This window comes from Streptomyces sp. SL06 (assembly GCF_058244745.1).
Genome location: NZ_JBSYOT010000002.1, coordinates 4,856,888 through 4,875,956, shown reverse-complemented (window position 1 = coordinate 4,875,956; position 19,069 = coordinate 4,856,888). Strand labels below are relative to the sequence as shown.

Genomic DNA, 19,069 nt, shown 5'->3' with positions numbered 1-19,069 from the left:
AAAATCCCGCCCCCCGAGGGGGACGGGATTCGTCCGTGGGCTGTGGAGCTAAGGAGAATTGAACTCCTGACCTCCTGCATGCCATGCAGGCGCTCTACCAACTGAGCTATAGCCCCTGGTGCCACGCGGCCGAGCCGCATGGTCTCTCGCCCCGCTCGGCGGGGCGAACAAGAAGAACTTTAGCCTGCGACCTGCCGGAAAGTGAAATCCGGGTACGGACCCGCCGACCCGCCGCTCAGTCGTCGTCGCCGATCACCGGTTCCGGCAGCGTGCCGGCGTTGTGCTCCAGCAGCCGCCAGCCCCGGGCGCCCTCGCCGAGGATCGACCAGCAGCAGTTGGTCAGGCCGCCCAGGCTCTCCCAACTGCGCGGTTCGAGACCGAGCAGACGGCCGATGGTGGTGCGGATGGTGCCGCCGTGGCTGACCACGACGAGGGTGCCGTCCTCGGGAAGCTTCTCGGCGTGCCGGAGCACCACGGGGGCGGCGCGGTCGGCGACCTCGGTCTCCAGCTCACCGCCGCCGCGGCGCACCGGCTCGCCGCGCTTCCACGCCGCGTACTCCGCGCCGTGCCGGGCGATGATCTCGTCGTGGGTCAGCCCCTGCCAGACGCCCGCGTAGGTCTCCCGCAGGTTCTCGTCCAGGGTCACGTCCAGGCCGGTGAGGGCGGCCAGTTCGGCGGCCGTGCCGGCGGCCCGCGCGAGGTCGGAGGCGACGATCGCGTCGGGCCGCAGGTGGACCAGCAGCCGGGCGGCGCGCCGGGCCTGGGCGACGCCGGCGGGGGTGAGCCGGACGTCCGTGCTGCCCTGGAAGCGGCGCTCCACGTTCCACGAGGTCTGGCCGTGCCGCCACAGGATGACGCGCCGGCCGCGGCCCCGCCCGCCGGCCGCCACCTCGCCGGTGGCGCTCACCGCCAGTCCCCGTCGGTCCCGGTCGCCTCCTCGGCGGCCTGGGCCCTGGCGTGCTCCTCGGCCTTGCCGCGGGTCCCCTTGGCGTCGGCGGGCAGCTCCAGCTCGGGGCAGTCCTTCCACAGCCGCTCCAGGGCGTAGAAGACGCGCTCCTCGCTGTGCTGGACGTGGACGACGATGTCGACGTAGTCGAGCAGGATCCAGCGGGCCTCGCGGTCGCCCTCGCGGCGCACCGGCTTGGCGCCGAGTTCCTTGCCGAGCCGTTCCTCGATCTCGTCGACGATCGACTTGACCTGGCGGTCGTTGGGCGCGGAGGCCAGCAGGAAGGCGTCCGTGATCGACAGCACGTCGCTGACGTCGTAGGCGATCACGTCGTGCGCGAGCTTGTCGGCTGCCGCCTGCGCGGCGGTGTTGATGAGTTCGATGGAGCGGTCGGTCGCGGTCACTGCCTGGCTTTCGGGTCGGCGGTCGGTGGAACCCAAGGGTCTCACGACCGCCGTCGGTGGCCCACGCGACAAGGGCGCCGCCCCCGCGCACGGGGGCGGCGCTCCCTACGACGCCGGTTCGTAGTCCTGGCCGAGCACCACCGAGACCCTGGCGTTCGCGGAGACCTTGCCCTTGGTGACGGAGTCGGTGGGCAGGCCCAGGGTCTTGGCGACCTGGACGGCATTCTCCTTGTCGGCGTCGTCGGCGTAGAGGACGTCGGACGCCGCCTGGGTGCCGGCCGCGGTGCCGCCGGAGACGAAGGTGAAGCCGCCATTGAGGAGGACGACACGGGCCTTGCCGGCACGGTCCTCGACGCCGGTGGCGTTGCGCACGGAGACGCTGACGGCCGCGTCCTTGTCGGGGCTCTTGGCGGTGCCGCCGAGCACGTCCTTGACGACGCTGTCGCCGGCCTCGGCGCTGAGTCCGCCGTCGCCCTGGACGGGCAGCAGCACGGTCTTGAAGTCGCCGCCCTTGGCCCGGTCGGAGAGCCCGGCGAGGAAGGAGCCGAGGTCCTTCTCGGTCAGCGGCGGGTCGAGGATCATCCCGAGCGTCTGGACGGTGGTCGTCGCGGCCTGCGGCTCGGAGGACAGTTTGCGCAGCACCCCCTGCATGACCTGCCCGAACCGCTGCAACTGGGCGTCGGCCTTCTCGCCCGAGCCTCGGTAGGTGGCGTAGGCGACGGCCATCTTGCCGCTGAGGGTCTGCCCCTCGCCCTTGTGCACGAGGGTGGCCGGGTCCTTGCCCTTGGCCTCCGGGTCGGGGACGTTGGCGTCGGTGTCGACGTTGATGTTGCCGACCAGGTCGACGAGGATCTGGAGGTAGGGCGTGTCCAGGCGCCAGGTGCCCCCGATGTCGGTGCCGAGCGCCGAGTCGAGCGCGGTCCTGGTGGCGTCGGGGCCGTCGTCGTCGACGGACTTGGCGAGCGTGGTGGTGCTGCCGTCGTCGCCGGTCAGGGCGAGGGAGTTGGGCACCAGCACGGCGCTGCCCCGCTCGGTGGTGGTGTTGTCCACGAGCAGCGCGGTGGAGGTGCCGCCGCCCTGGGTGTCGTGCAGGTGGACGGCTATCACGTCGCGCTTCTGGGCGCCCTGTGCCGTCGTACTGGCCGCCTTGTCGTCCGGGGAGGACACGCCGGGCAGTTTCCCTGCGTACCAGAGGTAGCCGACGCCGCCGACCGCGACCAGTGCCAGGACGACGACCAGGGAGACGACACGCGCGCGTGCGCGCCGCCGGGCCTCCTCGCGGCGCTCGGTGCGGTTCTCCGTGAACTTCATCCAGTCGATGACGTCCTCGGAGTCGTCGGCCGGCTCCTCGACGAAGGCGAACTGCTCGGTGTGGTAGTCCCGTACGGGCTCGGCGGGTGCCTCGGGCTCCGGCTCCTCGCGCGGGCCCGGCTGCTGCGGGATGTGGGCGGTCTGCTCGGCGACCCGGGGCTGCCGGCCGCCGGCCGCGGCCTGGCCGTAGGGGTCGTACGGCTGCTGCGGGGCCGAGGGGTAGCCGTCGTACGACCCGTGGGCGGGCGTGGGCGGCTGTGTGCCGGTGTCGTGGCCGGCCCGGGAGCCGTAGGCGTCATAGGGGTCGTACGGCTGCTGGGCGGGCTGCTGCCCCGTGGCGGCGTACGGGTCGTAGCCGTAGCCCTGCTGCTGCGCGTAGGGGTCGTACGGCTGCTGCTGCCCCGGTTCCTGCCCTTGGGCCTGGCGGTACACCGGCCGCCCGTACTCGTCGTAGCCGACCAGTTCGTACTGGTCGTCGCCGCCGTACCCCGCGTCGTATCCGTCGTTCACCGGTGCCCCTCTCGGCTCACTCGCCGCGGTACAGCTGGCGTTTGTCGATATAGCGCACGACTCCGTCCGGCACCAGGTACCAGACGGGATCCCCCTTGGCGACTCTCGCACGGCAGTCCGTGGAGGAGATGGCGAGGGCGGGTACCTCGACGAGCGAGACGCCGCCCTTGGGCAGTCCGGCGTCCGTCAGCGTGTGGCCGGGCCGGGTGACGCCGATGAAGTGCGCGAGGGAGAACAGCTCCTCGCTGTCGCGCCAGGTGAGGATCTGGGCGAGGGCGTCGGCGCCGGTGATGAAGAACAGGTCCGCGTCCGGGTTGAGTGCGCGCAGGTCGCGCAGGGTGTCCACGGTGTAGGTCGGGCCGCCGCGGTCGATGTCGATGCGGCTCACCGAGAACTGCGGGTTCTCGACGGTCGCGACGACCGTCATCAGATAGCGGTCCTCGGCCGCCGAGACCGTGCGGTGGCTCTTCTGCCACGGCTGCCCGGTGGGCACGAACACCACCTCGTCGAGCTGGAACTGCGCGGTGACCTCACTGGCCGCCACGAGGTGCCCGTGGTGGATCGGGTCGAAGGTGCCGCCCATGACGCCCAGACGGCGCTTGCCCGGGGACGACGAGCCGTCACCCGGGACGGTGGCGCGGGCGGGCACCGCGTTCTGCGTGCCGCGCGCCGGCGTGTGCGCCGGGGCGGTAGGCATGTCCTGCTCTCCCATGCGTGCAGACCCTACCGGCCCGCTCCGAGCGCCCCGGCCGCCCCCGGGTCCTGCGCGCTCAGCGGTCGCGGTTGAAGCGGGTGGTGATCCACAGCAGAAGCATCAGGACGACGAACGCGCCGATGCCGGTGACGTAGGGGCTGAGGCTCTCGTGGTTGCCGCCGTGCTCCTCGCCGCCCTCGGCGGCGAGGGTGGCGAACTGGGCAGCGCTGAGGGGAAGGCTCATCTTCGGCAGACCTATCCGGTGTGGGCGGGACAAAGACCTGGCCTCATCGTATGCGGGCGCCTCCCGGGCGATCACGCCGACTCCGCCACCGGGGCCGGGCCGGGGAACCTTCGGGTCCCCTCAGTCGTCCTTCCGCCTGTACCCCCGCAGCAGGAACCACGCGGTCAGCGCGGAGCCCAGCACCATCACGACCAGGAGGACCCGGAGCAGATTTCCCGCCCCTTGCTGCTCGGCCGCGGTCGCCGCCGCGGCGAGCCAGTCGGTGTGGGGGGTGTGCCGCATGCTGTGGACTCCTTCGTTGTACCGCCCGTCCACGGTATCCCCGCCTAGGCTGGGCCCGGCTCCGGGGGCGCAAAGGACCGCACAAAGGTTCGCAAAGGGCCAGACATACGCACAGGCCACACACACGCACATGGGGGAAGACATGTCCGACGGCCACCAGCACCAGGGGCACGAGAAAGTGCCGAGCAGGCAGCGCAGGCGCTTCCCGGGAATCTCCTCGCGTGCGTACGAGCATCCGGCCGACCGCAGCGCCCTGGTCGCGCTGCGCAGGCTGAGCGGCTTCGACACGGTCTTCAAGGCGCTGAGCGGCCTGCTGCCCGAGCGCAGTCTCAGGCTGCTGTTCCTGTCCGACTCGGTGCGCGTCTCGGAGCGGCAGTTCGGCCACCTGGACGTGATGCTGCGCGACGCCTGCCACATCCTGGACCTGGAGAAGGTCCCGCCGATGTACGTCAGCCAGGACCCGACGCCGAACGCGATGTGCATCGGCCTGGACGAGCCGATCATCGTCGTCACCACGGGCCTCGTCGAGCTGCTGGACGAGGAGGAGATGCGGGCGGTCGTCGGGCACGAGGTCGGGCACGCGCTGTCCGGGCACTCGGTCTACCGCACGATTCTGCTCTTCCTGACCTCCCTCGCCGTCCGGGTCGCCTGGATCCCGCTGGGCAATGTGGCGATCATGGCGATCGTGACCGGGCTGCGCGAGTGGTTCCGCAAGTCGGAGCTGTCCGCCGACCGCGCGGGACTGCTGGTCGGCCAGGACCCGCAGGCCTCCATGCGGGGCCTGATGAAGATCGCGGGCGGCAACCACCTGCACGAGATGAACGTGGACGCGTTCCTGGAGCAGGCCGAGGAGTACGAGGCCGGGGGCGACCTGCGCGACTCGGTGCTGAAGATCATGAACGTGCTGCCCCGCACCCACCCCTTCAGCACGGTGCGGGCCGCCGAGCTGAAGAAGTGGGCGGACTCCCGGGACTACCAGCGGATCATGGACGGCCACTACCCGCGGCGCGACGAGGACAAGGACGCCTCGGTCCGGGACTCCTTCCGGGAGTCGGCGGCCGGCTATGCCACGCAGGTGCGCAACTCCAAGGACCCGCTGATGAAGCTGGTGAACGACATCGCGGGCGGCGCCGGTGACCTGGGCGACCGGGTGCGGCGGGGCTTCGGCGGCTTCGCGGGCTCCCGGTCGGGGCCGCCCGAGGACGCGGACCCGGGCACGGACGGGTCGTCCGGGGGCCGCCCGGAGGGCTCGGAGGGCCCCGACGGCGCCCCGGGGACCCCGGGCGACCGCCCGCCGCGCGACGGCGACTGAAGCCACGGGGAGCCCTCCGGCGGTACGGAGGCGGTACGGAGGCGGTACGGGAGCGGCCCGGGAGCGCGCCCGGCGGTGTCAGACGGCCGGCTGGGCGCTCGCCGCGAGGGTGCCGCACAGGGCCGCCGCGTTGCCGGAGGTGTACGGGTCGGTGCCGGCGGGGGCGCCGGTCCCGGCCGTCTGGCCGGCGAGCAGCGGGCGCAGGTGGTTCGCCGAGTCCTCGGCGCAGGAGAGCGGTCCGGCCTGGACGTGGGAGGCGACCAGCTGCGTCTGGTGCAGCCGCAGGTCGTCCCGGCCGAAGCGGAAGTGCAGCTCGCGCCGGACGGTGAACAGCGAGGTCTCGGCCCGCGTGTCACCGGCCGGGCGCAGCGCGTACACCATGGTGTGGTCGGCGGTGACCTCCAGCGCGGCCGCGTCGCTCTCCACGGCCCGCAGGCTGCCCTGCACCCGGATGTCCTCGTCGGCCAGCTCGGTGCGGGCCGGGTCGAAGCGCACCAGCCAGCCGGTGGGCGCGTGCCGGCCGTCCGCGGCGGGCCGGTCGAAGCTCTCGTCGAACTGGGAGAGCTGGTCCGAGTCCAGCAGCATCCGCACCGAGCGGACCTCCCCGCCGCCGAGCACCTCCCGGTCGAGCGCCGAGCGGACGATGTAGTCCTTGGCGGTGGTCAGCGCGCTCAGCACCTGGTCCTCGGAGAAGTGCGCCGTACGCCGGGCCCCCGGCAGCGGGATCCCCTCGGCGGCGGATCTGAAGTGCGCGGCCGGGCTGTGGTCGTACAGGTACGCGGTGTCGTCGTCGCCGGGCACCTTGCCCCGGGGGGCGAGCGGGACGACGGTCAGCCGCGCCTGTTCGGCGGGCCGCTGCGCGGCGGGGCTCTGGTACGGGTGCCGTGCGCCCATGTAGATGGCGGTGCCGAAGGCGACGGCGATCAGGACGACGAGGATCAGCGCCTGCCGGGACAGACCGGCCCGGCGCAGTGGCGGCCGGCGGCGCACCGCGGGGGCGTGGTCGGCTATGCGCTCCTGGGCGGAGAACTCCTGGAGCCGGGCAGCACGCACGAACGATTCGTCGAAGACGACGGATCGGTACTCGTCCTCTCCGCCTCCGGGCGGATCGCCAGGCCCTGTCATACCTTCAGAGTAGGTCTCCGGAAGGTCGCGTAAACGCGCCGGTGCAGGTCAAGTTGGGACAGCTTCCCGTCGCGCACGGCGGGCCGGGGCGCGGCGGATCGGGGCACGGGGGGTCAGGGACTGCGCGGAATGACCGGGACGGCCGGCTGGGAGTAGTCGGCGGAGGCCGAGGGGGTGGCACTGCCGCCCTGCTCGGGTCCGGTGGAGGCGGGGGGCGGCACCTGCTGTGTGCCGCCGCCCGAGGACGCGCCCCGGTAGACGGCCACGAAGGCCAGCGCGACCATGCCGATGCCCATCACGAGGGCGAGCATCCAGGCGACGGGCCGGTGCCAGCGGACCTGCTTGCCGTACGCCGCGGGAGCGCCGTACGGGCGGTCGAGGGGGTCGCGGTCGTCGTCCGGGTCGTCGAGGTCGGGATCATGGCCGAAATCGCCGTATCCGTCGTCGAAGCGCTCGGCCCTGCTGCGGCCCCGGCGGGCCGCTTCCGCCTCGGTGGCCTCGGCTCTGGCCTGTGCGGCGGCCAGGAGGCGTTCGACGGCGGTCGGCTCGTGCGCCACGGCCGCCCGGACGAAGGCCTCGTCGAAGACCACGGAGGCGAACTCTTCGTCCGACACCCCGCGGTCGTGGTCGTCGTCGGGCTCCCAGCCGTCAGGGAACGGCGTACCCCCCACGTCCTCCGGCACGGGTCCAGAGTAGACCTGGGTGGTCGCTTTGGGCAGACGGTGGGGAAATTCATCCGGTGGGTGGGATGCCCCGTTCGGTTCACGGGCGCGGTCGGGGGCGCGTGCTCCTCCCCCGTACCTCCGGCGTGCGCCCTCGGGGCGGGGGCCGCCCGTCAGCGCCGTACGTGCCCGTCACCGGTGACGATGTACTTGGTGCTGGTCAGTTCCGGCAGCCCCATCGGGCCCCGGGCGTGCAGCTTCTGCGTGGAGATGCCGATCTCGGCGCCGAAGCCGAACTGGCCGCCGTCGGTGAAGCGGGTGGAGGTGTTCACCGCGACGGTGGTGGAGTCGACCAACTGGGTGAAGCGGCGGGCGGCCTGCTGCGAGGTCGTCACGATCGCCTCGGTGTGGCCGGAGGTCCACAGCCGGATGTGCTCGACGGCCCGGTCCAGGGAGTCGACGACGGCCGCCGCGATGTCGTACGACAGGTACTCCGTCTCCCAGTCCTCGGGGGTCGCCTCGACGACGGTCGCCCGGGAGTCCTTGGCATACGCCGCCACGCGCTCGTCGGCGTGCACGGTGACCCCGGCGTCCGCGAGGGCGTCCAGTGCGCGGGGCAGGAAGTCGGCGGCGATGTCCTGGTGGACCAGCAGGGTCTCGGCGGCGTTGCAGACGCTGACGCGCTGCGCCTTGGAGTTGATCAGGATGTCGACCGCCATGTCGAGGTCGGCCTGCGCGTCGACGTAGACGTGGCAGTTGCCGGTGCCGGTCTCGATGACGGGGACGGTGGACTCCTGGACGACGGTGCTGATCAGGGAGGCGCCGCCGCGCGGGATGAGTACGTCGACCAGGCCGCGGGCGCGCATCAGCTCGCGCACGCTCTCGCGGCTCTCGCCGGGCACCAGTTGCACGGCGTCGGCGGGCAGTCCGGCCCCGCCCACGGCGTCCCGGACCACCCGGACCAGGGCGGTGTTCGACTGGTACGCCGAGGAGGAGCCGCGCAGCAGCACGGCGTTGCCGGACTTCAGGCACAGGGCGGCGGCGTCCACCGTGACGTTGGGCCGGCCCTCGTAGATGATGCCGACCACGCCGAGCGGCACCCGGACCTGGCGCAGGTCGATGCCGTTGGGGAGGGTGGAGCCGCGCACGACCTCGCCGACCGGGTCGGGCAGCGCGACGACGTCCCGCACGTCGGAGGCGATGGCGCGGACGCGCTCCGGGGTCAGGGTGAGCCGGTCGACGACGGCCTCGCTGGTCCCGGCGGCGCGGGCCTTGGCCACGTCCTGGGCGTTGGCCTCGACGATCTCGCTCGTACGGACCTCCAGCGCGTCCGCGACGGCGAGCAGCGCGTCGTCCTTGGCGGCCCGCGGCAGCGGTGCGAGGTCGGCCGCGGCGGCCTTGGCCCGGTAGGCGGCGCGGGTGACCGGGGACATCGAGTCGTACGGCGAGAGCGTGGTCATGAGGGAAGCGTAATGGGCCGGGCCGGGCCGCCCGCCGGATGTCCCAAACCCCGAGACACGGGCCGGACCGGCTCGAAGCAGGCGGCAAAGGGACATCAATGAGGCCTCAAAGGAGGCATCGAAGAGGCATCAGAAGGGGTGCACCCCGACGGGCGTCGCCGGGGCCGGCCCGTATCCCGCGGCGATGCGCTGGTGATAAGTGGCCCGGTCAATCACTTCCAGACCGACGATCTCCCAGGGCGGCAGCCCCGCGGTCTGCCGGTGCTCGCCCCACAGGCGCAGCGCGACGGCGGCGGCGTCGTGCAGGTCGCGGGCCTCCTCCCAGTACCGGATCTCCGCGTGGTCGTCGGCGTAGCGGCTGGTCAGCAGGAAGGGGTGGTCGTGCGCGAGCTGTTCGAGCGCCCGGCGCACCTCCGGGAGGGGGGCGCGGGCGCCGGAGACACTGAGGGTGACGTGCCACAGGCGCGGGGTGTGCTCGGGCTCCTCGCCGCGGAACCGGTCGCCGGCCGCGACGCTGGTCAGGGCGCGCTCCTCGCCGGCCGCGCGGGCGGTGCCGTTGCGGGTGGTGCCGCCGGGCCGGGCGCTGGTACCGGTACGCGAGCCCGTGCCATTTCGGGAGCCGGTACCACCGCGGGACGCCGGCGTCCCAGGGCGCACTCCGCTCACGACGGCCTCCTTCTCGCACACGACTCGGCCCGGTGGTCGGCCGGGCCTCGTCCCTTGGGGAAAGTTGAGCAGGCCACGCAAGATCGCGGGGCGGTTTTGCGGAACGTCCACCACCGATTCGGGGACGTTTCGACCCATTAAGGGTGCAGGATCACCAGATCGTCCCTGTGTACGACCTCACGTTCGTACGCGGGTCCGAGTTCGCGTGCCAGTTCCCGGGTGGAGTGGCCGATCAGCCGGGGGATCTCCCTGGCGTCGAAGTTGACCAGCCCCCGGGCCACCGCCCGCCCCGTGGTGTCCCGCAGCTCGACGGGTTCGCCCGCCGCGAACTCGCCCTCGACGCCCGCGATCCCGGCCGGCAGCAGCGACTTGCGCCCCTCGACGACCGCGCGCACCGCCCCGTCGTCGAGGACGAGCGCCCCCTGCGGGGTGGAGGCGTGCTGGAGCCACAGCAGCCGGTCGGCGAACCGTCTGCCGGTGGCGTGGAAGTAGGTGCCGGTGTCGCCCCCGGCCAGGGCGTCGGCCGCGTGGACGGCGCTGGTCAGCACCACCGGGATGCCCGCGGCGGCGGCGATCCGGGCCGCCTCGACCTTGGTGACCATGCCGCCGGTGCCGACGCCCGCCTTGCCCGCGCTGCCGATGTCCACGCCCGCGAGGTCGGCCATGTCGCGCACCTCCGCCAGCCGCGAGGTGCCCGGCCGGCTCGGGTCGCCGTCGTACACGCCGTCCACGTCGGACAGCAGCACCAGCAGGTCGGCGCGGACCAGGTGGGCGACGAGGGCGGCGAGCCGGTCGTTGTCGCCGAAGCGGATCTCGTCGGTGGCGACGGTGTCGTTCTCGTTGACGATCGGGAAGGCGCTCATCGCCAGCAGCTTGTCGAGGGTGCGGGCGGCGTTGCGGTGGTGGGCGCGGCGGCTCATGTCGTCGCCGGTCAGCAGCACCTGGCCGACGCGGACGCCGTGCCGGGCGAAGGAGGCGGTGTAGCGCGCGACCAGCAGTCCCTGGCCGACGCTCGCGGCGGCCTGCTGGCGGGCCAGGTCGCTGGGGCGTCGGGCCAGGCCCAGCGGGGCGAGACCGGCGGCGATGGCACCGGAGGAGACGAGGACGATCTCCTTCTCCGCCCCCCGCACCTTGGCCAGGACGTTGACGAGCGCGTCGACCCGGTCGGCATCCAGACCGCCGGCCGCGGTGGTCAGCGAGGAGGAACCGACCTTCACGACGATCCTGCGGGCCTCGCCCACGGCCTGCCTTGCCCCTGCCACGGCCCCGTCCGCCTCTCCCGTCGACACGCGCCGATCCCTGCGCCCGCCAGGCAATCTACGCGAAGACGCCCACACCCCGCGCCGCGGTCCAGGCTGCGGACAGGGGGTGGCGGGGAGGCGACGAGGGGCGCGGTGTCCGCCGTGGCGAGGGTGCGGTCAACACGCGCGTGTCGTCGGGGCGTCGGTCCGCGTTAACCCGGGCGTCCGACGCACGAAAAGCCTGGAGCGACCTCTGTGCCCCTGCCCCTGCCCCGCCGTTCCCGTCTCCCCCGCCTGCCTCGCCTGCCTCGCCCGTCCCGCCCGTCCCGCCCGTCCCTCTTCTCCCGCCTGCCCCGGCTGCCCGGTCGGCGGACCGTCGTGAAGCTGCTCGTCCTGGGCGTGCTGGCGACCGCCTTCGCCGCGCTGGCGCTGGGCGCGCTGCTGCCGCACGTGCCGCTGCTGCTCGCGGCGACCGTCGGCTCGCTGGCCGCCGAGGGGGCGCTGCACCGCTGGCAGCGGGGCATGGTGTCGGCGTTCGCCAAGTCGCACGCCGATGTCACCGTCCGGCACGTGCTGCGGGACCTGCTGCTGGTGGTGGGCCTGCTCCGGGTCGGCGAGCAGGAGCGGGAGGCGGTGTACGTCCCGCTCGTCGCCGGCCTGCTCGTCTTCTACGGGCTGCACTGGGCGATCCAGGCCGCGTCCGTCCTGGTCCGGCGCACCCGGACGCCACCCGTGCTGACCCGGAACATCGACGTCTCCGCGCTGCGGCCGACCCCGGCGCCCCCGGAACTGCTGCGCCGCCCCGGGCACCGGCTGGCCGCCTTCGGGCTGCCGACGACGGCCGGACTGCTGATCACGGCGGCCACCGACGCGCCGGTGTGGGGCGCGGCGGGCCTCGCGGTGTCCCTGACGGCGGCGGTGACGGGCCTCGGCCTGCTGCTGCCGCGGCTGCTGCCGGGGCGCCGGCCGGCGGGCGAGCAGGAGGTGCTCGACTGGTTCGACGCGTGGCTGGCGGAGTACCGGCCCACCGTCGGCCTGTACTTCTCGGGCGGGGCGTCCTCGGCGTACCAGGCCAACATGTGGCTGGAGCCCCTCGCGCGGCTGGACGGGCGGCCGGTGATCGTGCTGCGGGAGCGGCTCATGGTGCAGCGGATCGCGGCGACCGACATCCCGGTCGTGTGCCTGCCGAAGGTCTCGACGCTGATGCGCCTCGAACACTCCACGCTCCGGGTCCTGCTGCACCCCTCGAACTCCGGGAAGACCTCGCAGATCCTGCGCATCCCGACGATCAAGCACGCCTTCGTCAACCACGGCGAGAGCGACAAGCTGTCCTCGTGCAACCCGTACGCGAAGGCGTACGACGAGGTGTGGGTGGCCGGCCCCGAGGCCCGCGAGCGGTACGCGCTGGCCGAGGTCGGCGTCGAGGACAAGGACGTGGTGGAGATCGGCCGCCCGCAGTTGGACGCCGTACGGCCGTACGCCGGACCGCCCGCTCCCGGCGCCCGCACGACCGTCCTGTACGCGCCGACCTGGGAGGGCTGGGACGGCAACCCCGGCAACACCTCGGTGATCGAGGCCGGCGAGAACCTCGTACGGGCGCTGCTCGCGGACCCGGGTGTGCGGCTGCTGTACAGGCCGCATCCGCTCACCGGATCGGTGGACCCGCGGGCACGCGCCGCCGATCTGCGCATCCGGGATCTGGTACGGGCGGCGAACCGGCGGCGCGGCGGGCCCCGGCCGCCGGCGTCGGCGACCGCCGAGCTGTCCCGGCGGACGGCTGAGCTGGACCGGCTCACGACGGACGGTTTCCGCGCCGCCGCCGACCAGGTGGAGCGGATGCTGCGCCAGCAGGCGCCGTGGCCGGGGCGGGCCGACGCGGTGCTGCGCGCGACGGCCGCCTGGGAGGAGGCGTACTGGGCCTCGCTGCCGGCCTGGGAGCACCAGGTCGTCACGGACGCCGGGCCGCCGCTCTACACCTGCTTCAACGGGGCCGACCTGCTGATCAGCGATGTGTCGAGCGTCATCAGCGACTTCCTGGCGAGCGGCAAGCCATACGCGGTGGCCAACACCAGCGGGCTGGCCGAGGACGTGTTCCGCAAGTCGTTCCCGACGGTGGCGGCCGCGACCGTGCTGACGCCGGACGCGGCCGGGATCCCGGCGCTGCTGGCGGCGGTCCGCCGCCCGGAGCGGGACGAACTGTCCGAGGCCCGCGCCGCGCTGGCCCTGCGTCTGCTGGGCCCCTCCGAGCCTCCGTCCCAGCAGCGCTTCGCCGACGCCGTGCACGCCCTGGGCGCGGCGGCCGGGGAGCACCGGGCGCGGCGGGCCAGACGGCTGGCCGCGGAGGTCCCCGGCCCACGGCGCTCGGCACCGGCGCGGACCACGCCGCCCGCCCGCCCGGAGCCGGAACGGCCGGGGCATCCGGCCTAGGGGGTGCCGCGGCGGGCGGCGAAAGCCATCAGCCCGTCGGTTCGTTCAGCCGCGCCGGTGGCACCAGCCCTGCCACGCGGACTCGATCATGTCGTCCAGACCGTGCCCGGCCGACCAGCCGAGTTCCGCGTGGGCGCGGTCGGCGGAGGCGACGACGCGGGCCGGGTCGCCGGGCCTGCGCCCGGTCACCTGCGCGTCGACGTCCTGCCTGCCGGTGACCTTGAGGATGCGGTCCACCATCTCGCGTACGGAACTGCCCTCGCCGCGCCCGATGTTGAGCGTGAGGGCGGTGCCCGCCGGCGCCTCCTCCAGCCGGACGGCGGCCGCCAGGTGGGCGGCGGCGATGTCCTCGACGTGGATGTAGTCGCGGACGCAGGTGCCGTCCGGCGTGGCGTAGTCGTCGCCGAAGATCCGCGGGGCCTCGTGCGCGTCCAGCCGTTCGAAGACCATCGGGATGAGGTTGAAGACACCGGAGTCGGCCAGCTCGGGGGTGGCGGCACCGGCGACGTTGAAGTACCGCAGGGAGGCGCCGCGCAGGCCGTGGGCGCGCGCGGCGGCGTTGATCAGCCACTCGCCGACGAGCTTGCTCTCGCCGTACGGGCTCAGCGGCCGGCAGTCGGTCTCCTCGGTGACCAGGTCCACGTCCGGCATGCCGTACACGGCCGCGGACGAGGAGAAGACCAGCCGGTCGACGCCGGTCGCCCGCATCGTCTCCAGGAGGGTCTGCAGTCCGGTGACGTTCTCCCGGTAGTAGTACAGGGGCCGTTCCACGGACTCGCCGACCTGCTTCTTGCCGGCGATGTGCACCACGCCGGTCACCCCGTGCTCGCGGATCGCGGCCTCCAGCCGGGGTCCGTCGAGCACGCTGCCGACCACCAGGGGAACCCCGGCCGGCACCCGGTCCCGGCTGCCGGTCGACAGGTCGTCGTAGACGACGGCCTTCCGGCCGCCCCCGGTCATGGCACGCACGACGTGCGCGCCGATGAACCCGGCGCCGCCTGTGATCATCCACATGCTTGGGTCATACCTTTCCACGGTGCGGCGTGTCCAGAGCGTCGATGGCCCGGAAGACGCGCGCGCAGTTCTCGGTGTCGCGCTGACCGAAGAAGTCCTCGACGCGCTGAGCATACGGTTCGTCGACGGAGAAGCCGCGGTCGATGGCCGCGACGATCTCGTCGACGGCACTCTCCACCGTCCGGCACACGGGCCCGAAGCCGTCGCGGGTCAGGTCGAAGTAGCCGCGGCGGTAGTGGCGGCCGTAGAAGTCGTCCTCGTCGAAGGGCACGTAGACGAGGGGCTTGCCCATGTAGGCCACGTCGAAGAAGACGGACGAGTAGTCGGTGACGAGGAGCGAGCACTCCTTCATCGCCTCCTGCACACCGCGCCTGGTCTGGTCGGCGACCGTGATGTTGGGGTGGTCGACCTTGAAGTGGCGCAGGTGCGGGCGGATCTCGTAGTGCGGGTAGAACTCCAGGCGCACGCCGGAACGTTCCAGCGCGGACCTCAGCCGCTCGTCCTCCAGCACGCGGGAGAAGAACCGGAAGTACTCCGACGCCGGAAACTGGACCCGCGGCCGCAGCCTGCGGTTGTACGAGGGCACCACGATGTCGCGGCGCCACGTCGGCATGAGCAGCACGGTGGGCCGCCCCTCGACGGGCTGCAGCTTGTCGAACCGCGGGAAGCCCAGGGCCTGGACCTCTTCGGGGGCGTATCCCATCTCCTCGCGGATGTAGGCGGCCTCGTCCTCGGACGCGGCCACGAACAGGTCGACGCTCGTGGACTGCCGGTGGGCGGACTGCGAGACATCGTTGTACGTGACGCCGTGCTGGAGGAACACCCGGCGGTACTTCAGCAGGTCGCCGAAGATGCGCAGGTAGTTGACCTTGGTCATGGTGGGCGGCGCGAGATACGCCTCCAGGTCGTACGGCGATATCAGCCGGGCGGCGTTGAGCAGGTAGAGCCGGTGCTTGAGCGAGCCGAGCGCGAGGACGTTGCCGCAGTCGGCGACCTTCGCGCGGTCGGCGGCGTCCGCGTCGATGACGTAGTAGACGTTGCGCCGGGGGTGGTTCTCGCGCACCCACCGGAAGAAGTGGTGGCCGTTGTCCTGCGCGGTGTCCTGCCGCTCGCCCACGATCCAGATGTCGCGGCGGGCGAGCACGGGCCGGGTGAGCCAGTACAGGAGCCGCAGCAGCCAGCCGGGCTGCCGGGTGACGATCCGGCCGCTCTCGCGGGCCAGGCGCCGCACCCGGTCCCGGACCCCGGCCGCCGAGCGCCGCCGGGCCACCCGCACCTGGGCCACGCTCTGCGCGTCCGTGGACACCTCGTAGCGGAAGGCACCGATGTGTTCGACGCCCTTGAAGCGGTGGAACGCGGGCCGGGGGGTCACCGGGATGTCGACGAAGCCACCCGGGCCGTGCAGCCGGACGGCGAGCGAGTACGAGCCGCCGTGCAGCGCGGCCAGTTCCTCGCGGCCGAGGTCGGCGCGCCAGCCGGCGTACAGGTCCCGCTGCTTGCGGACGTGCCAGCGGTCGCGGCGGTACACCTGCCGGGCGGGCACGGTGAACTCCCGACCGCGGCGCGAAGTGAGTACCAGCTCCAGCGAGTTGGCGAACTCCTCGGTGATGTCGACGGGGCCGAGCGTCAGGAATCCCTCGACCCGCAGGGCGTCGCCGACCGGGCGGACGGACTCCGCCTGGGCGGACCGGGAACCGACCCGCAGGAGGGTGGAGATCTCCACGTCTCCCTCAAGCCTGCGGAAGAGCACCTCGCCGTCGCTCACCGACAGCTCGGGAAGGTAGGCGATCTCGTCGAACGGATGGGTGAAGGCACGGGAGTTGTCCGCCTTCACCGCGTGGTGCGTCCACATGAGGGCCTTCGGTCCGGCGACATCCAGAAGGACCTCGTCCGGTATGTCCCGGTAGAGGCGGCGCAGCCTCGGGTAGACGGCCGCCAGCTCGTCGCCCGTCATCATCTTGGGCAGGGCCGACATGTACGGGTGGAAGGTGCCGGCCACGAAGCGCCTGACCAGGGCCTGCCGCTCCGGATCCGCCGAGGGGACGGCCTCCGTCAGGGCCTCGTGGAGCGCCAGCAGGCTTCGGGCCGTCTCCCGTCGGTCGGCGGTGGGCACCCCGGCCCGTGCGTCGCCGGTGACGCCGTAGACGAGCGTGTCGACCAGGCGGACGCGGCCGGCGTTCAGCAGAGCGGTGGCGACCGGGGTGATGTGGCCGAGGTCCCAGCCGTCGCCGACGTGGAAGCCGTGCTCACGCAGCAGGCCCGTACGGAACAGCTTGCCGCCGGGCGACGCGGCGAAGAGCAGGTCGGGCGCCTCGCCGAGGCCGTCGAAGGTCCGGTCCCCGGCCTCGAAGCAGCCGTGCAGCAGCACGTCGGCCTCGCGCAGCGCCTCCGAGTCCTGCCAGGTGTCGCCCACGACGATGTCCGGGTCGCCCTCGGCCGCCGCGGCGAGCAGGCGGGACAGCGCGCCCTCGGTCAGCACGCCGGAGCCGTCCATGAAGGCCGTGTACGGACCGGCCAGCCGGTCGAGAACGGCCTGCCGCGGCGCCTGCGGGTCCGCGGCGTCCCCGGTGGGGACCACGCTCACATTGTCGTACGCCTCGGCGAACTCGGTGGCGGTGGAGGGCGGGGTCTCACCTGCCGCGGCGACGAGGAGCACCTGGGTGCGGGCGAAGGCGTCCTGGCAGGCCAGGGAGCGCAGGGCCGAGCGCAGCGCGTCACCGTAGCCGGTGCAGAACAGGACGAGGGACAGGGCGGGCGCGTCGGGCGCACCGGCGTTCGCCGGCATGCTGCGCTGCCGCCACCACTGCCACTGCTCGGGGTCCGGCGCCTTGCGCGGCGTACGCCGGTCGACGACTTCCTCGACCGGGCGCAGCACGAGGTTGCCGCTGCCGCTGACGCCCGGCCGCAGCCCGGCGGGCTCCAGCACTCCTTCGAGCGGGGCCAGGTCGACACCCCGGACGCACAGGGCGGTGGTGTGCTTCTGGCCCTGCCAGAGGATCTGCATGCTCAGGTTGACGAGGCCCTGCGACGAGAACGCGGTGACGGCCGAGGTCAGGTCGAACGAGACCGTGTAGGACAGGCGCGTCTCGTCCACCCGGAACGTCCGGCACGTCGACGGTGGACCGCTCGCCGGTGTCCTTCGCGCGTACCTGGAGCATCAGCTGCACCGGGTCGCCGGCGCCGATGCGGCGGAACTGGTTGAGGATGCCGCCCTCGACCGTGAGCCTGGTGCCGTCCAGGGACATGCGGGTGACCTGGTTGAACAGCTTGCAGTCCTCGAACGACTCGTCCTGTAGGCCGAGTTCGGTCACGTCGAGGAACTCGTCCGCGCCGGGGAGGTCCGCGTGCCGCTCCGACCAGTAGACGCGCTCGCCGCGGCGCACGGGGTCGGTGGAGACCACGCCGCGCCGCTGCTCGAAGTCGGCGACCGTCAGGACCCCGTCGGCCAGCCGGTGGCGCAGATAGAAGGCGCGCACCCGGTCCAGGGGGCCGCACAGGGTGTAGGCGCGCTCGTCGATCCCGGTGAGGTACTCCGAGACGAGTTCCAGGAAGGCGGCGCGGAACTGCTCGTCGCCCTCCCGGAGTTCGCCCATGTACAGCCGCACGTCGTGGCTGAGGAACCGGGCGTCCTTGTAGACCTTGATGTCCTGCGCACCGGCGTCCCGGAGGAATTCGTCCGCCCGCCGGTGCACCGCTATTCGGTCGGTGATGCTGCGGATCTCCCCGCGCCGGTTCGTGATGGAGGCGCTGCCCTCGGCGGCGTCCTCCCAGATCCACCGGTAGACCGCCTCGGCCAGCACCGAGATGCCGGACGCGAGCGTGTAGGACTTGGCGGAGAAGAAGGTGTCCTCGTAGTAGACGCCCTCGGGGAAGAAGATCTCGTTCGCCAGCAGGAAGTCCCGCCGGTAGAGCTTGGCGGCGGCGATGGGGTCGTTGATCAGCTCCGGCCAGCTCCGGATGCCGTCCACGGTGCGATCGGCGCCGTAGAGCGCGGCCTGCCAGACATGTGTGGTGCCGCGCTCCAGATTGACCCGGTGTGCGCGTCCGGCGGTGATGTCGGCGCCTGTGTTCCGGGCCACTTCCAGGAGCCGTTCACAGGCCTTGGCCGGCAGTTCGTCGTCGGAGTCCAGGAACAGGACGAACTCTCCGCGCGCCGCGCGAATGCCGTCGTTGCGGGGGGCGCCGACGCCGCCGCTGTTGGTCTCCCGGGCCATGACCCGCAGGTGCGGGAGGCGGTCCGCGTAACCCTCCGCGATGGCCCGGCTGCTGTCGCGGGACGCGTCGTCGACCACCACGGCCTCGAAGTCCTGGCACGTCTGCACGACCAGGGAGTCGAGAGTCCGGCCCAGAGTTCCCGCTGCGTTGTACGCGGGGACGACGACGGTGATGCTCGGTGCAGCGTCCACGCGCGGGGACATCACGCCTCCATTACCAAGGACTGACAGTCGGGGATCAGAACTCCCGTGCCCGGACTCCCTCGCATCGGCCGTGGCCTGGGGGAGCCCGAACCGCGGCTCGCGGAGGCAGGAGACACCCGGGAGCGAGGGCCCTGTCGCGGAGGTGCGCCCGGCTACTGAGGTCCAGCGGCGCAAGGGAGCGGCTGACTCATGAGCAGATTAGCCTAACCCGCCCACTTACTGGGAACACGCTTGCGGATTATCCAGACATCGCACACCTTTCCACCACAGCACATGTGATTCATGACACAGAGCCCGGTGAACGGCGCAACTCCTCACAGGCGAGCATTGTCTTAAGCCCGAGGTAACGGCGT

General features: G+C 72.6%; 16 protein-coding genes and 1 tRNA gene. 2 read left to right on the top strand and 15 right to left on the bottom strand.

The annotated features are described in order from the left end of the window. Window positions 1-43: 43 nt before the first annotated feature. The 7 genes from AC4IHM_RS22280 to AC4IHM_RS22250 all read right to left on the bottom strand — a co-directional run bounded on the left by AC4IHM_RS22280 (window position 44) and on the right by AC4IHM_RS22250 (window position 4,391). Window positions 44-116 (bottom strand) — tRNA-Ala (locus AC4IHM_RS22280). Window positions 117-235: 119 nt separating this feature from the next. After that, window positions 236-907, bottom strand: coding sequence for a histidine phosphatase family protein (locus AC4IHM_RS22275; protein ID WP_490868770.1), 672 nt, complete (start codon window positions 905-907; stop codon window positions 236-238). Next, the gene (gene rsfS, locus AC4IHM_RS22270) at window positions 904-1,350 is read right to left on the bottom strand and encodes a ribosome silencing factor (RefSeq protein ID WP_490868769.1); all 447 of its coding nucleotides are present in this window, start codon (window positions 1,348-1,350) and stop codon (window positions 904-906) included. Before rsfS ends, AC4IHM_RS22275 begins: the two co-directional genes overlap by 4 nt. A gap of 105 nt (window positions 1,351-1,455) precedes the next feature. Then, a complete protein-coding gene (locus AC4IHM_RS22265) occupies window positions 1,456-3,171 on the bottom strand; it encodes an LCP family protein (RefSeq protein ID WP_490868768.1) in 1,716 nt (571 codons plus the stop codon). A gap of 16 nt (window positions 3,172-3,187) precedes the next feature. Beyond that, complete coding sequence (gene nadD / locus AC4IHM_RS22260; protein ID WP_490868767.1) at window positions 3,188-3,883, bottom strand: nicotinate-nucleotide adenylyltransferase; 696 nt, start codon at window positions 3,881-3,883, stop codon at window positions 3,188-3,190. 58 nt (window positions 3,884-3,941) lie between these two features. Then, a complete protein-coding gene (locus AC4IHM_RS22255) occupies window positions 3,942-4,109 on the bottom strand; it encodes a hypothetical protein (RefSeq protein WP_490868766.1) in 168 nt (55 codons plus the stop codon). Window positions 4,110-4,229: 120 nt separating this feature from the next. Beyond that, entirely contained in the window at window positions 4,230-4,391 is a 162-nt protein-coding gene (locus tag AC4IHM_RS22250) for a hypothetical protein (RefSeq protein WP_490868765.1), read from the bottom strand. Window positions 4,392-4,533: 142 nt separating this feature from the next. Between AC4IHM_RS22250 and AC4IHM_RS22245 the strand changes: the two genes are divergently transcribed. Continuing rightward, window positions 4,534-5,703 (top strand): M48 family metalloprotease, encoded by a 1,170-nt coding sequence (locus AC4IHM_RS22245; protein ID WP_490870900.1) that lies wholly within the window; start codon window positions 4,534-4,536, stop codon window positions 5,701-5,703. A 78-nt stretch (window positions 5,704-5,781) separates the two neighbouring features. Here AC4IHM_RS22245 and AC4IHM_RS22240 read toward each other — a convergent pair whose 3' ends face one another. The 5 genes from AC4IHM_RS22240 to proB form a co-directional block, all read right to left on the bottom strand. Beyond that, window positions 5,782-6,828: an SCO2583 family membrane protein gene (locus AC4IHM_RS22240; RefSeq protein WP_490868764.1), complete on the bottom strand. Its 1,047-nt coding sequence runs from the start codon at window positions 6,826-6,828 to the stop codon at window positions 5,782-5,784. Between the two features lie 113 nt (window positions 6,829-6,941). Continuing rightward, the gene (locus AC4IHM_RS22235; RefSeq protein WP_490868763.1) at window positions 6,942-7,511 is read right to left on the bottom strand and encodes an SCO2584 family spore wall biosynthesis protein; all 570 of its coding nucleotides are present in this window, start codon (window positions 7,509-7,511) and stop codon (window positions 6,942-6,944) included. Window positions 7,512-7,663: 152 nt separating this feature from the next. Further along, window positions 7,664-8,950 carry a glutamate-5-semialdehyde dehydrogenase gene (locus AC4IHM_RS22230; RefSeq protein WP_490868762.1) on the bottom strand — a complete coding sequence of 429 codons (1,287 nt, stop codon included), beginning with the start codon at window positions 8,948-8,950 and terminating at the stop codon, window positions 7,664-7,666. A 129-nt stretch (window positions 8,951-9,079) separates the two neighbouring features. Then, entirely contained in the window at window positions 9,080-9,616 is a 537-nt protein-coding gene (locus AC4IHM_RS22225) for a DUF8830 family protein (protein WP_490868761.1), read from the bottom strand. Window positions 9,617-9,753: 137 nt separating this feature from the next. Further along, on the bottom strand, window positions 9,754-10,878 hold the full coding sequence (gene proB, locus AC4IHM_RS22220; RefSeq protein WP_490870899.1) for a glutamate 5-kinase: 1,125 nt from the start codon (window positions 10,876-10,878) through the stop codon (window positions 9,754-9,756). A 357-nt stretch (window positions 10,879-11,235) separates the two neighbouring features. On the opposite strand from proB, the gene AC4IHM_RS22215 reads away from it, so the two are divergent. Then, complete coding sequence (locus tag AC4IHM_RS22215; RefSeq protein WP_490868760.1) at window positions 11,236-13,284, top strand: hypothetical protein; 2,049 nt, start codon at window positions 11,236-11,238, stop codon at window positions 13,282-13,284. Between the two features lie 45 nt (window positions 13,285-13,329). On the opposite strand, the gene galE is transcribed toward AC4IHM_RS22215, so the two are convergent. The 3 genes from galE to AC4IHM_RS22200 are packed head-to-tail and all read right to left on the bottom strand — an operon-like array spanning window position 13,330 to window position 18,716. After that, window positions 13,330-14,298, bottom strand: coding sequence for a UDP-glucose 4-epimerase GalE (galE, locus tag AC4IHM_RS22210; protein ID WP_490868759.1), 969 nt, complete (start codon window positions 14,296-14,298; stop codon window positions 13,330-13,332). 7 nt (window positions 14,299-14,305) lie between these two features. After that, the gene (locus tag AC4IHM_RS22205; protein WP_490870898.1) at window positions 14,306-17,083 is read right to left on the bottom strand and encodes a bifunctional glycosyltransferase/CDP-glycerol:glycerophosphate glycerophosphotransferase; all 2,778 of its coding nucleotides are present in this window, start codon (window positions 17,081-17,083) and stop codon (window positions 14,306-14,308) included. Continuing rightward, complete coding sequence (locus AC4IHM_RS22200) at window positions 17,013-18,716, bottom strand: glycosyltransferase family 2 protein (RefSeq protein ID WP_490868758.1); 1,704 nt, start codon at window positions 18,714-18,716, stop codon at window positions 17,013-17,015. Before AC4IHM_RS22200 ends, AC4IHM_RS22205 begins: the two co-directional genes overlap by 71 nt. Window positions 18,717-19,069 lie beyond the last annotated feature (353 nt).